Source organism: Paenibacillus antarcticus (assembly GCF_001637225.1).
Taxonomy (GTDB): Bacteria; Bacillota; Bacilli; order Paenibacillales; family Paenibacillaceae; genus Paenibacillus_AQ; species Paenibacillus_AQ antarcticus.
This window is the reverse complement of sequence record NZ_LVJI01000007.1, coordinates 361229-374500: the sequence shown is the minus strand read 5'-3', so window position 1 is coordinate 374500 and position 13272 is coordinate 361229. Positions and strand designations below refer to the sequence as shown.

General features: G+C 39.6%; 15 protein-coding genes and 1 tRNA gene. 11 read left to right on the top strand and 5 right to left on the bottom strand.

What is annotated here, in order from left to right; genetic code table 11:
• The first annotated feature begins 74 nt into the window (after window positions 1–74).
• Window positions 75–1223: an aminotransferase class V-fold PLP-dependent enzyme gene (locus PBAT_RS07320; RefSeq protein WP_068648016.1), complete on the top strand. Its 1149-nt coding sequence runs from the start codon at window positions 75–77 to the stop codon at window positions 1221–1223.
• 63 nt (window positions 1224–1286) lie between these two features.
• Window positions 1287–1787: a DUF4446 family protein gene (locus PBAT_RS07315; RefSeq protein WP_068648015.1), complete on the top strand. Its 501-nt coding sequence runs from the start codon at window positions 1287–1289 to the stop codon at window positions 1785–1787.
• Here PBAT_RS07315 and yyaC read toward each other — a convergent pair.
• Complete coding sequence (yyaC, locus tag PBAT_RS07310; RefSeq protein WP_068648013.1) at window positions 1762–2370, bottom strand: spore protease YyaC; 609 nt, start codon at window positions 2368–2370, stop codon at window positions 1762–1764. The two genes, PBAT_RS07315 and yyaC, sit on opposite strands and share 26 nt — an antisense overlap.
• A gap of 171 nt (window positions 2371–2541) precedes the next feature.
• On the opposite strand from yyaC, the gene PBAT_RS07305 reads away from it, so the two are divergent.
• The 8 genes from PBAT_RS07305 (at window position 2542) to PBAT_RS07270 (ending at window position 10744) form a co-directional block, all read left to right on the top strand.
• Window positions 2542–2796 carry a putative Se/S carrier protein gene (locus PBAT_RS07305; protein ID WP_068648011.1) on the top strand — a complete coding sequence of 85 codons (255 nt, stop codon included), beginning with the start codon at window positions 2542–2544 and terminating at the stop codon, window positions 2794–2796.
• A gap of 12 nt (window positions 2797–2808) precedes the next feature.
• Entirely contained in the window at window positions 2809–3723 is a 915-nt protein-coding gene (locus PBAT_RS07300; RefSeq protein WP_068648009.1) for a mechanosensitive ion channel family protein, read from the top strand.
• A complete protein-coding gene (locus tag PBAT_RS07295) occupies window positions 3713–3937 on the top strand; it encodes a DUF951 domain-containing protein (RefSeq protein ID WP_068648006.1) in 225 nt (74 codons plus the stop codon). The genes PBAT_RS07300 and PBAT_RS07295 overlap by 11 nt, the downstream gene beginning before the upstream one ends.
• A 1015-nt stretch (window positions 3938–4952) precedes the next feature.
• Window positions 4953–6707 (top strand): ABC transporter substrate-binding protein, encoded by a 1755-nt coding sequence (locus tag PBAT_RS07290; protein WP_068648004.1) that lies wholly within the window; start codon window positions 4953–4955, stop codon window positions 6705–6707.
• 73 nt (window positions 6708–6780) lie between these two features.
• The gene (locus PBAT_RS07285) at window positions 6781–7743 is read left to right on the top strand and encodes an ABC transporter permease (RefSeq protein ID WP_068648002.1); all 963 of its coding nucleotides are present in this window, start codon (window positions 6781–6783) and stop codon (window positions 7741–7743) included.
• 27 nt (window positions 7744–7770) lie between these two features.
• Window positions 7771–8682, top strand: coding sequence for an oligopeptide ABC transporter permease (gene opp4C / locus PBAT_RS07280; RefSeq protein WP_149466408.1), 912 nt, complete (start codon window positions 7771–7773; stop codon window positions 8680–8682).
• A 110-nt stretch (window positions 8683–8792) separates the two neighbouring features.
• Window positions 8793–9782, top strand: coding sequence for an ABC transporter ATP-binding protein (locus PBAT_RS07275; RefSeq protein ID WP_068647998.1), 990 nt, complete (start codon window positions 8793–8795; stop codon window positions 9780–9782).
• A complete protein-coding gene (locus tag PBAT_RS07270; protein WP_068647996.1) occupies window positions 9779–10744 on the top strand; it encodes an ABC transporter ATP-binding protein in 966 nt (321 codons plus the stop codon). Before PBAT_RS07275 ends, PBAT_RS07270 begins: the two co-directional genes overlap by 4 nt.
• 239 nt (window positions 10745–10983) lie before the next feature.
• On the opposite strand, the gene rpsR is transcribed toward PBAT_RS07270, so the two are convergent.
• Genes rpsR through rpsF form a run of 3 tightly spaced genes read right to left on the bottom strand, consistent with a single transcriptional unit; the run spans window position 10984 to window position 12102 of the window.
• Window positions 10984–11256 carry a 30S ribosomal protein S18 gene (rpsR, locus tag PBAT_RS07265; protein WP_068589352.1) on the bottom strand — a complete coding sequence of 91 codons (273 nt, stop codon included), beginning with the start codon at window positions 11254–11256 and terminating at the stop codon, window positions 10984–10986.
• Window positions 11257–11277: 21 nt separating this feature from the next.
• Complete coding sequence (gene ssb, locus PBAT_RS07260; protein ID WP_068647994.1) at window positions 11278–11769, bottom strand: single-stranded DNA-binding protein; 492 nt, start codon at window positions 11767–11769, stop codon at window positions 11278–11280.
• A gap of 48 nt (window positions 11770–11817) precedes the next feature.
• Window positions 11818–12102 (bottom strand): 30S ribosomal protein S6, encoded by a 285-nt coding sequence (rpsF, locus tag PBAT_RS07255; protein ID WP_068533934.1) that lies wholly within the window; start codon window positions 12100–12102, stop codon window positions 11818–11820.
• A 214-nt stretch (window positions 12103–12316) separates the two neighbouring features.
• On the opposite strand from rpsF, the gene PBAT_RS07250 reads away from it, so the two are divergent.
• Window positions 12317–12511, top strand: a complete 195-nt coding sequence (locus tag PBAT_RS07250) for a YjzC family protein (protein WP_068589347.1) — start codon at window positions 12317–12319, stop codon at window positions 12509–12511.
• 484 nt (window positions 12512–12995) lie between these two features.
• On the opposite strand, the gene PBAT_RS07245 is transcribed toward PBAT_RS07250, so the two are convergent.
• A tRNA-Ser gene (locus PBAT_RS07245) sits at window positions 12996–13086 on the bottom strand.
• Window positions 13087–13272: the final 186 nt, after the last annotated feature.

Sequence of the window (13272 nt, the reverse complement as noted above, 5' to 3'; positions counted from 1 at the left end):
AGAGAGGGCATATCTGGTTTGTTTTCCATCATTGGAAAAGGATATGCTTTTCTGCTTTTAGAGGAGGGTTCTGGTTGAATTCAATTATTTACTTAGATCATGCCGCTACCTCGTGGCCGAAACCTCCAGGTGTCCTTCAAGCTATGCAGATCTCGATGGAACAATCAGCTGCTAATCCGGGCAGAGGCAGTCATGCTATGGCTGTAAAGGCAAGTCGTGTGCTATTCGAAGCTAGGATGCAATTAGCAAAGTTATTTCATGTCAGGAATCCCAATGATATCGTATTTACACCTCATACAACAATGGCGCTGAATATGGCGATAAAAGGATTGTTAAAAGAGGGAGACCACGTTGTTGCTACGATGATAGAACATAATTCTGTTCGGCGCCCGTTGGAATACTTGAAGAGAACACTTGGAATTACTGTTGATTACGTGAGGGTTAACGACAAAGGTGAATTAAATATTAGAGACGTAGAAATAGCACTGAAGAAACCGACGGCATTAGTTGTATGCAATCATAGTTCTAATTTATTAGGGAGTATACTGCCTGTAGAGGAAATAGGTAGGTTAGCTCATAGTCATGGAGCAATCTTCTTGGTAGATGCCGCTCAAAGCGCAGGAATCCTTGATATAGATGTAGAACGAATGAACATCGATCTGTTGGCCTTTCCAGGTCATAAAGGACTACTGGGGCCGCAGGGAACTGGGGGGCTCTACATTGCTCCTCACGTCGATCTAGAGCCGATGTTGCATGGTGGCACTGGAAGTCAGTCTGAGGAGAAAGAGCAACCTACGGTTCGACCTGATCGTTATGAAGCAGGGACACCAAATACGGTAGGTATTGCAGGCTTACGCGTAGGGGTAGACAAAGTGATTGAGCTTACTCCTAAATGGATATATACTCATGAATGGAATCTCACGCAACAACTATTGATTGGATTAAAAGATATCCCTAATATCAATTTATTAGGACCAGATAAAGGTATGCCTCGTACAGGTATTGTTTCTTTTGTAGTTGATCAACATGATTCATCTGAAATTGCATTTCGATTAGATCGCGAGTTCGGCATTGCTGTGAGAGCAGGACTTCATTGTACCCCATTAGCGCATTATGCTGTACATACAGAACAAAGTGGAGCAGTCCGTGCTAGTGTAGGAGTTGGTACAACGGAGGTAGAAGTCGAATCTCTGATAAGAGCTATAAAGCAATTGTGTAAATAAAAATAGACCTAAACTAATATATACGGCTCTAGTCTAAGATGAAGGAAAGGGAATGAAACATCTATGTCAGAACTTAACGGTTTAATCGAGGAACATTTAGCCTTATTTATTGGAGTCATTTTGTTAGTAGTGTTGATATTGTTAATTTTGATGTTTACGCAGTTATCTAAATTAAACAAGTTACGCCGTAGATATGAAATGATGATGTCGGGTAGTGGTGTTGAAAATCTTGAGTCACTACTCATTGATCTGAAAATACAATTGGATAGCATGGAAGACGATCATAAACAACAAAGAGTCTTATTAGACAGTACCGTTAATAAACTACATTCTGTCAAAGGACATGTGGGTCTAATCAGATACAATGCGTTTGGAGAAAGAGGTAGTGATTTAAGCTTCTCTGTGGCGATTATGGATGATCATTCGAACGGTGTTGTACTTACTTCGATTTATAATCGGGACAACTCATACATTTATGCTAAATCTCTTGAACTAGGGGAGTCCAAGCATGCTTTGTCGACGGAGGAAAAGGAAGCCATTACTCTCGCAAAGCAAAAAATGTAGAGTGAGACTTCCATTCCTTAATGGCAGAGTATACGCTTGATGCAATAATTTCAGATAATCTCATTACAAGACTTAAACGTGTGTTTTGCAATACGAAATATTCCATGAAGCCGCCGACGTTAACGATACCAGTCAAATGGATATCGCCGATCGGCGGTAATTGTTTATTTACCCCAGCGCCTGGCTTCAGGGGGCCGTCAGCGACTTGAATACAGCCAATACTAGCAGATTGGCCTAAGCAAGCATCGATACCGATGATAAAAGGCTGATGAAACATCTCATGAATAGAGGTTATCGTTTCTTGTAAGTTAACAGCATGAACGGGTTCATCTAATGTGCCATAGATGCGGAAGAGATGACTATTATAACGAGATAGAGAAGTGCCCACGAGTGGACCAAGACTATCGCCCGTCGATCGATCTGTCCCAATACACATAATGATGACAGGCTGACCTTCCTTAACTTGAGAGAGATGGAATAACAATCGATGAATGATAGCGGAATGGATTTCAGGATCAGTATGTGGTATTTTTAAGCAAGAAGGTTGCTGTTGTTGTGAAAATGGATTGGTAAGAGGGCTCATAGGATCTTCCTTTCTCGTGCGAATCGTAGTACTAGTATATGGATGAAATGAATTATTTATACTCAGTTGCTTGATTAGAAATGGTAAAGCTAGAGATATTTATATGTATCAAATCTAGTAAATGAATATATGTAGGAAGTTTATAAAAGATAGGACACAGGAGGCTGTATGATGGAGGAATGGCTTCTCATTGCATTTGATTCCACTCAGCAGGCACTGAGAGCTGAAATGCTATTGGAGTATGCAGATATTGAAATAGACTTATTTCCTACACCCAAAGATGTAACTGCAGGCTGCGCACTATCTATTCTCTTTCCGGAGAAGGACTTGAGCGTCGTGCAGAACATCATTGAACAAGAGCGCGTAGAGATTCGTGGCATCTTTACAAAAAACAACTTAGAGCATTATGAAATCATCGAGATGTAAGGAGTGGAAATTATGCAGAATTCAGGGAATGAAACTGATACTGATACTGCGCAAGAAGTCATAGGGGAGGCGCTGGCATTTAAAGACATGGTGTGGAAGTGGCTGACGGATAGTGAGATGTGGACGGTTGTTCTCCTAGCAGCCGTAAGAATAATAATTATATTTATACTAACTCGTCTATTAATTAAAGTTGTATATAAAGTGATAGACAAGACGTTGTCTCATCAAGAGAATAGTAAGCTAAGAATGAATCCGCGCCGATTTATAACGGTTGGGGGATTACTGAAGAACACCATAACGGTAGTATGCAATTTTGTGATGTTCCTGATCGTCTTATCTGAGTTTCACTTTGATCTTGCACCACTACTGGCAGGAGCGGGAGTACTAGGTTTAGCTATTGGGTTCGGGGCTCAGAGCGTCGTGAAAGATGTGATTACAGGGTTCTTTATTATTCTGGAGGACCAATTTGCGGTTGGAGACGTGATACAGACAGGCACATTTAAAGGTACCGTAGAGATGATAGGTATTCGGACGACACGGATCGTAAGCCATACAGGAGAAGTGTATATTTTACCTAATGGCGCGATTACAACAGTTACTAATTTCTCTTTATCTAATGCATTAGCTATCGTAGATATTCCTATTAAGAATGAACGAAATCTTCAGGATACAATTAAACTTATACAACAAGCTTTAGTAAGTACCAATGAAAATACACCTGAAATGATCTCATCACCCAATGTGTTAGGTGTTCAATCATTGAGTACAAGTGAATATGCGCTTCGAATTGTGGCAGACTGCTTACCGACATATCGCGAGAAGGTAGAACGGCAAATTCAAATGGATGTAAAGCAAGCGATCGAGAGGGAAGAAGTGCTAGAATTACAAGCTACTAAAGGCGAGGAGGGGACTTGCGATGGAGCGTAAGATATTTCAATTAGGTGATATCGTACAGATGAAGAAGCAACATCCATGTGGAAGTAATGAAATGGAGATTATTCGCATGGGGATGGATATTCGGATTAAATGTGTTGGATGTCAGCATAGCGTGCTCATACCACGTGTGAAATTTGAGAAGAATATGAAAAAAGTTCTTCGGTCCACAGTGCCACCTGAGACGTCATTTGAATCTATGGATTAAGGTTATTATTGTCGCCAAACTTCAATCTTCTACAGTTAATTAATCTGTAGGAGATTTTTTTGTGGAGAGAATAAAATATAGGTGGAGGTGAATTACAAATTGTTATCTATGGTAGCATGTGCATAAACATTCCACTAAATGTTATGTTAAAGTGAGGTTCACTCGTTAACAGTGATATGATATAGAAGTTTTAGATGAATACTTTACTATGATATATGTCTAAAAGGTAATTGTAATTAGGCAAGTGATTAAAATGTATTGAATTAGACACATTTACAGAGTAAAATTATACAAACAATGTATGTTGATGAAAAAAAATTTAAACAACAATAAAATGTATACGCTTACAATCATATAAAGAGTATTGTACTAATACTCTTTAAGCTGAAATGAGAGTTGAGTCAGAGCGATATGCGAAGATCATAACGTAATCATGCTCTTTAGGTTTCTACGTATAGTCTGAGAGCAAACTTACAAAATAAAACAACTAAAAACAAGTGATTTTGATAGAACACAAATAGAAGTGGTTTATGAGCGAAGTGATTAACTATTTGTTCCGTAGCGAATGTGAGCCATACAGTCTTGAAATATCTTCCACTATAGAGGACTCATGCCTATACTCAGGTCAACGTGCATTACTTCCTTATAATAGGAATAGATTTAAGATTACAAAAAAGAGCCAAAAGTAGAATCTTACTTTTTTGGGTAAATTGTATGTTTAAAGAAATGCAAACATATTATAAATTAAAATGCTTGGAATATTTTGAGATTTGGGTTATATTAATAAATAAATTGATTTTCATTATGTGTTAGCATACCTTACATTTAAATATTCATTGGGTAAACTTACCTTAAAATTGACCTGTGGTCATTATTTAATTAGTACATTGTTTCGATAATTAAATTAGTATTCAAATGTTTGTTTACTTCAGTTAACCAGGTGGTTACTGACATATGGCGGATATATTATATTTATAATATATAGTACAAATCATCTAAAAGGAGGAGAATTTGCATGACAAAGAAATGGAACTTAATGTTAGTGCTTTTACTTTCGCTAACGGTAGTACTCTCCGCATGTTCAGGGGGCAACAACAAAGAGGCGAATGCGCCAGCTGCAACAAATGATACAAAAGAGACGGTGGATACGACTACACCTGAGACGCCAGTTGCAGAAGAGCAGTCAAGTGGTTTAATCAAAGCGACGGATGTATCACTTAATCCTGAACTAGCTAAAAACCGTAAAGACACATTGATTGTTGGTATGGTAGATCCAAAAGGGGTATTCAACCCATTGTTTATGGAAACGGCTTATGATTTTTATGTAAATTATGCAATTTTTGATTCTTTCCTTGAAGTAAAAGCTGACGGCAGTTATGTGAACAGCTTGGCTGAGAAAATTGATGTATCTGAAGATGGATTGAAATATACTTACCATCTTAAACCAGGTGTTACTTACACTGATGGTAGCCCAATGAAAGCTAGCGATTACTTGTTTACTATGAAGTTACTACTTGATAAGAGTTATGATGGTGAATCTGATCCACTAAGTTATCACATCGTAGGTGCTAAAGAATATAACGAAGGCACATCAAATGATATCTCTGGTATCAAAGTAATCGATGACAATACAGTTGAAGTAAGTCTTACAGAATATTCTGCATTGAGTCCAGTAGAATTGGGCGGGGTATACATTATGCCTGAATCTTACTATGGCAAAGGATACAAACAAGGTAACTTGGAATCTGTAAAAGCATTGAACAGCAAACCAGTAGGTAGTGGTCAATACAAAATTACAAGTTACAAGGCTGGACAAGAAATTGTGATGGCAGCTAACGAGAACTACTTCAGAGGAGCTCCAGTAGTTAAGAATGTCATCTTCAAAACTACAACAGATTCGACGAACATGGCGATGCTACAATCTGGTGAAACAGATATGGATAACATCAACGTTTCCGAAGATAATGTTGAAGAATTGAAAGCTCTTGGATTCTTGGACATTAATATCCTTCCAAACAATGGTTATGGATACATTCAATTTAACCACAATGATAAGAAATTCCAAGATCCTAAAGTTCGTCAAGCACTTACTTACGGTTTGAACCGTTCGGAAATCGTAGAAGGTATTTATGGACCGTATGCTGATGTTATTAACATCCCACAATCCAAAGTATCTTGGTCATTCACAGACGAGAATATCGAGAAGTATGACTTTAATATTGAAAAAGCAAAAACATTGCTTGATGAAGCAGGTTGGGTAGTTGGTGCAAGTGGTATTCGTGAGAAAGATGGAGAGAAATTCAAAATCAATTTCTCTGCAACTGCTGACAATCCAGTTGTAGAATCTTTGCTTCCAATTATGACTACTAACTACAAAGAATTAGGTATTGAAATTGTTGCAGAAGTACTAGACTTTAATGCAATCATGGATAAGAAAACCAAAGGCGATTTCGATATGTTCTTCGCTGCATGGGGCTTGACACCAGATCCAGATAACACCGTGTTCATCACAAAAGGGGCACAGAATGACGCAGGTTATTCTAACGCTAAAGTAGATGAGTTGATGGCTAAAGGTAAGAAAGAAATGGATCTAGAGAAACGTAAAGAAATTTATAAAGAAATGTATCAAGAATTGAATAAAGATGTTCCTATGATCTTGATGTACCAAAGAACGAATATGACATCTGTAAATGCTAGAGCACAAGGATTCGATCTTTCGCCGTACAAGGAGTTCCCTTTCAGCTTGTATCAAGTTCAATTGGAACAATAAAGAATATTGAATATTAGATATGCTCAGCTCATAAGAGCTGAGCATATCCACTTATAGGCCAGGGGGAATAGGAATGAAGCAGTATATCATTCGACGGCTTTTGCAGATGATTCCTACGCTAATAGGCATATCTATCATTATTTTTGCCATTTCAGCGATGGTTCCAGGGGATTACATTACAGCGCGAGCGAATCCGAATATGTCTATTGAGAAGCAAGAGCAACTTAGAGCTATATACGGACTGGATAAGCCAGATTATCAACGTTATTTCATATGGGCAGGTAATATGATTAAAGGGAATTTCGGGGATTCCATGCAACATAAACAACCCGTAACGACTGTTATTAACACATATGTATGGAATTCATTTGTTATCGGAATCTTCGCGTTGTTCTTCAGTTGGTTTATAGCGATGATAACCGGTATATTTTCAGCTAAATTTCAGTATTCTTTCTTTGATAAAGTAGTTACACTATTAGTATTTATTTGTATGTCACTGCCGTCCTTTTTCATAGGTCTATTACTCATTAAGTTCTTGGCACTAGATTTAAAACTGTTTCCCGTTGGAGGAATGAGTACTTCCGGGTTAAATGCTACGGGATGGACATATTTCACTGATGTACTTAAACATAGCTTCTTACCCATTATGGTGCTGACTATGTTGTCTACAGGTGGATTAACGCGTTACTTCCGTACGAGTATGTTGGAAGTCATTCGACAGGATTATATACGAACTGCGAGAGCTAAGGGTCTCAAAGAACGGACAGTCATATTTAAGCATGCATTTCGCAATGCGATGATTCCTGCGATCACTCTACTTGGGTTTGAACTGCCAGGACTGTTTGGTGGAGCTATGATTCTAGAGCAAATATTTGCATGGCCTGGTATCGGTCACATCTATCTTAATTCAATTAATATGAGAGATTACCCCTTTATGCTAGGGTTTACAATCTTTCTAGCCGTGCTGACCCTGTTGGGAAATTTGCTTGCGGACGTGCTCTATGGAATTGCAGACCCCAGAATTCGTTTAAAGTAGGAGGAGATTGCGTTGTCTGCTGATGTTATGCCTATAACGGAAAATAAAAATACCAAAAAAGCTAAAGCGGTTGATACACCGTGGAAAACGGCATTGCGCCGCTTTACCCGAAATAAGCTTGCGGTAATTGGATTTATAACGATTGTGTTCATGTTCATACTTTGTTTTATAGGTCCATTTTTCTCACCACATAATCTCTACGACTATAGTCTGAAGAACAAGAACTTGGCACCTAACGTTACGTATTGGTTGGGTACAGATAAGCTAGGTCGGGATATCCTGCTTCGTATGATGTTGGCCGGTCGAATTTCTCTATTAGTTGGATTTGTGGCTACGTTTATTACAGTGGTGGTCGGTGCCACATTGGGTGCCTTAGCGGGATTCTATGGGAAATTTGTGGATACAATCATTATGCGTGTTGCTGATATTTTCATGGCTCTTCCATCGCTACCGATCTTGATTATTCTTGGAGCTGTTCTATCGGATCTGAAGGTAGATCCTGACATTAGAATATATTACCTGATGGTTATTATTGGGATTCTTAATTGGACTACGCTAGCACGGCTTGTACGGGGACAAATTCTGACTCTTCGTGAACAAGAGTTCATGCAGGCGACGGAAGCATTAGGGCTCAAAGATGGACGTAAAATATTTAAGCATTTGTTACCAAACACCATTCCAGTGATTATCGTCACAGCAACACTTAGTGTAGCTGGTGCAATTCTAACGGAGTCAGCACTTAGTTTCTTAGGAGTTGGTGTCGTACCACCTACACCATCTTGGGGTAACATGATCTCGGCTGCGAACAATCTGATTGATTTCCGAAAGAGACCATGGCTATGGATTCCACCAGGTATGTGTATTCTGATCACGTCGGTTGCAATCAACTTGATTGGTGATGGATTACGCGACGCACTCGATCCTAAAACGAAAAAATAATGATTGTTTGAATACAAAGTACAAGTGATGTAGGCAGCGAAGGCTGCTTCCTTGAACAACGTCGGTTGTCGTTACAACAAAACCGATATCTTCAAGATGGGAGATGCAATATGGTAAAAGACTTAGTAGAGTTCCGTAATTTGGAGACACACTTTAAGACAACAGCAGGTACGGTAAAGGCTGTAGATAACGTTAGTTTCACCATTCGTGAGGGCGAAACATTATGTGTTGTCGGCGAGTCTGGTTGCGGCAAGAGTGTAACCGCGATGTCACTGATGCAATTAATTGAATCACCACCGGGCAAGATTGTCGGGGGAGAGATTTTCTTCGAAGGTCGAGATCTGCTCAAATTGAGTAAGAAGGATATGTCGAGGATTCGCGGGAATGAAATATCTATGATCTTTCAAGAGCCGATGTCTTCATTAAATCCGGTACTTACCATTGGAAATCAAATTAGCGAACCGCTGATGTTGCATATGTTATTAGATCGTAAAGCAGCTAAGAAACGTGCGATTGAACTAATTACCCTTGTGGGAATTTCACGTCCTGAGAAAATATTTGATTCGTATCCACATGAGTTAAGTGGTGGGATGCGTCAGCGGATTATGATCGCTATCGCGCTAAGTTGTGATCCTAAATTGCTCATTGCAGATGAGCCCACGACTGCACTTGACGTAACTATTCAAGCGCAGATACTAGACTTGATGCGTGATATTAAGCAAAAGCTTAATACGTCTATTATGTTAATTACACATGATCTAGGTGTAGTTGCTGAGATGGCGGATTATGTTGTCGTGATGTATGCAGGTAAGGTAATTGAAGAGGCGCCAGTATTGGAACTGTTTCAGGATCCACAACATCCTTATACAAAGGGACTGCTCAAAGCTAAACCAATTATTAATCAGAAACAGGAACGTTTGTATTCTATACCAGGGCAAGTTCCCAATCCAATTGATCTTGAAGATAATTGCCATTTCCATGATCGTTGTGAATTCTGCATGGATATTTGTAAAGTTAAACAACCACCATTCAGATCGCACGGCAAAGACAACCATAAATCAGCTTGCTGGTTATATGAAGAAGAGAGGGAAGTACTTTGAAAGAAGTCTTAATGCAAGTAGACAATTTAAAGAAATACTTCCCGATCACTGGTGGGGTCTTTCAGCGTACGGTAGGTAATGTAAAAGCGGTTGATGATGTTTCGTTTCGTATTCATAGAGGCGAATCCCTTGGTCTAGTAGGTGAATCTGGTTGTGGAAAGAGTACCATTGGTAGAACGATTCTTCGCTTGAATGAAAAGACGGATGGAACGGTTCTATTTCAAGGTAAAGACCTGTACAAACTGCCTAAAGAGGAATTACGTCGAATGCGTCCGAAGATGCAAATCGTGTTTCAAGATCCATTTAGTTCACTGAATCCTCGGATCAAAGTTGGCCAAGCGATTGGTGAAGCTCTGTATGATCATGGCGTAACCGATCCGAAGGTAGTGCGTGAACGTGTATTAGAGACAATGAATATTTGTGGTCTTGCTAGTTATCAGTATGATCGTTATCCTCATGAATTCTCTGGTGGGCAAAGACAACGTATCGGGATTGCTCGTGCATTAATCATGAATCCAGAGTTTATTGTAGCAGACGAGCCTGTGTCGGCTCTGGATGTATCGATCCAAGCACAGATTATTAATCTGCTTAGTGATCTGCAGCGTGATAAGCAATTGACGTATTTGTTTATTTCCCATGATTTAAGCGTGGTGGAGCATTTATGCGACCGAGTAGGGGTGATGTATCTTGGATCGATGGTAGAGATGAGTAGTACGGAAGAGCTATTCCGTAACCCACTACATCCTTACACCAAAGCATTGATGTCTGCGATACCTATTCCGGATCCAACGTATAAGAGGGACCGAATTGTGCTGCAAGGTGATATACCGAGTCCCGCAAATCCACCATCTGGATGTAAGTTCCATACCCGTTGTCCTATTGCATCAGATATTTGTAAGCAACAAGCACCTGAATACCGTGATGTTGGCAATGATCATTTAGTTGCTTGTCATTTCGTATAAAGTGATAGCTTCTTCATGTGGGATAGATATCATTAAACTAGAAAACCGTTAGGGACATTCTCTTACGGTTTTTTTAGTGTGGGCTCCGCAGAAAAGTGGGCTTGCCAGCAATAGGAAATAGATGCTACAACGTTAGACCTTCTACATAGATTTGTAGGAGGTTTTTAGCGTTAATAAAAATATGAAATGAAGAGACAAAAAAAAGACGACTCGAAAGTCGTCTTTTTTAATCATAACTACTATTCGGTAGTGTATGGTAACAATGCGATTTGACGGGAGCGTTTAATAGCAATCGTCAATGCACGTTGATATTTTGCACTAGTACCTGTTACACGACGCGGCAAAATCTTTCCGCGTTCGCTAACAAATTTCTTGAGCAAGTCAATATCTTTATAGTCAATATGAGTAATTTTGTTGGCAGTAAAGAAACATACTTTTTTACGTTTATTACGTCCACCACGGCGTGCCGGTCTCTTATCGTTATCGGCAGCTTCTCTTGGTTTAAAAGCCATGCTAGTCAGTCCTTTCCGTTGTTAAAATGGCAAATCATCATCCGAAATATCTATCGGTTTTCCGTCATCGGAAAAAGGATCCTGATTGTTGTTTTTATTGCGCGAGGTTTGATTTCCACGTGCTTCGCCTCCATAAGAAGGTTCTTCACGCGTAGCATTACTATTTCCAGCATTGCCACTTCCACTTTCGCCTTTGGATGATTCCAAGAATCGAACATTATCAGCAATAACTTCAGTAATGTATACACGTTTACCTTCATTATTCTCATAATTCCGAACTTGAATGCGTCCTTCGACTGCCGTTAAGCGACCTTTGCGTAAATAGTTAGCGCAAGTCTCTGCAAGTTGTCTCCAGGTTACGACCGGAATGAAATCCGCTTCGCGCTCCCCGCCTTGTGCCGTAAACGGACGGTCTACAGCGAGCGTAAATTGCGTTACTGCCACCCCTGAAGGTGTATAGCGCAATTCAGGATCCTTAGTCAATCGGCCGATCAGTATGACACGATTCAACAATTTAAGTTCCCCTCCCTCAAGCGATTTAACTACAAAACCGAAAATGAATTAAGCTACGTCATTGGTAATGAGATAACGAATTACTTCGTCAGAAATCTTCATAAGACGTTCTAGTTCGTTAATAACTTCTGGTGTACCGTTGAAGTTAACCAAAACGAAAGTTCCGTCATTGAATTTCTTGATCTCATACGCAAGACGGCGTTTACCCATTACATCATGCTTTGTAATTTCTCCACCGTTGGAGATAATGCCTTGGAATTTTTCGACTGTAGCTTGAACGACATCTTGTTCAATGTCAGGACGAATAATGTACATCACTTCATATTTGCGCATATTTTTTCACCTCCTTATGGACTCACGGCCCCTGATTTGACTCAGGAGCAAGGAACGAGTTGAAACTCGCACCTGATTAATATACCAAAAAGTTATGTTTTAAGCAAGCATTGCCTGCCCTTCCCCCAATCCCAATAGATGGACACATGATTATCTCTCGCTGGTACACACTAATGGAGCAATCCATTTTTATATCTCAAGGGAGGCTGCACATATGGGCGAAGGAACAGAATTCAAACCTGGAGACAAGGCGCCAAACAATGGACATTACATGGAGTTCGGAGACATTGGTCTAGAGACTACAATTGTTGATCCAAAGCACGTGACATTACGTAAAGGCGAACGATTTCCTGACACGTCCAACAAGGATCGTGTATGGAAAAAGAAACACAAAGGAAAATCCCATTAATAATATTTAATTAGAACATGTATAGGAATGGCTCACCTAGATCATACTATTTTCAAGCGGTGCATGAGAGAGGTGTGGTTCCGTTGGACTTCAGAGTCAGTGGATATGGCGCCTTACCCTTCAAAGGGCGGTAGTCATGCCACGAGAAATATGCAATTTGTTATTTAAAACGTAACTTTTGTTATATTTTTGAACAGATCTCACAAGGAAATCTAGAAACGCTACATTAAAGGAGCGCTGGCCTATGCCAATTCACATTAAGCAAGCACGCGGTTTGCTTCTAGCGTAAGTTCACTTTAATTGTAAATGTAGAAGAAATCCAAATCGTCAAGCACCGCTGTCAAGAAGGATCCGAAAGGGTCCTTCTTTGGCTTGTATTATAGAAGATGAATGCCGTATCCTATCAGCATATTGAATAACAAAAACGCTCCTACATTTATGTAGGAGCGTTGAATAATTTGGTTTATTGTAAATAAAATAGTAATGGCGGAAAGAGTGGGAGTCGAACCCACGCACGCCTTGCGACGCCTAACTGATTTCGAGTCAGCCCCCTTGGACCACTTGGGTACCTTTCCGCAGCAAGAATGATTTTATCATAGCTATAGTAAGTACGCAAGGGATTGATGCACTTCATGTTAATTTATTGTTACGTATTCCTAAGATTTATTCCCCTTTATGTCGTTATTTCTAATAGAAGCAAACAAGGTGAAGCAAGCATATAAAAGTTTCTTTTTACCCATTTACCGTATACAATAGTTTGG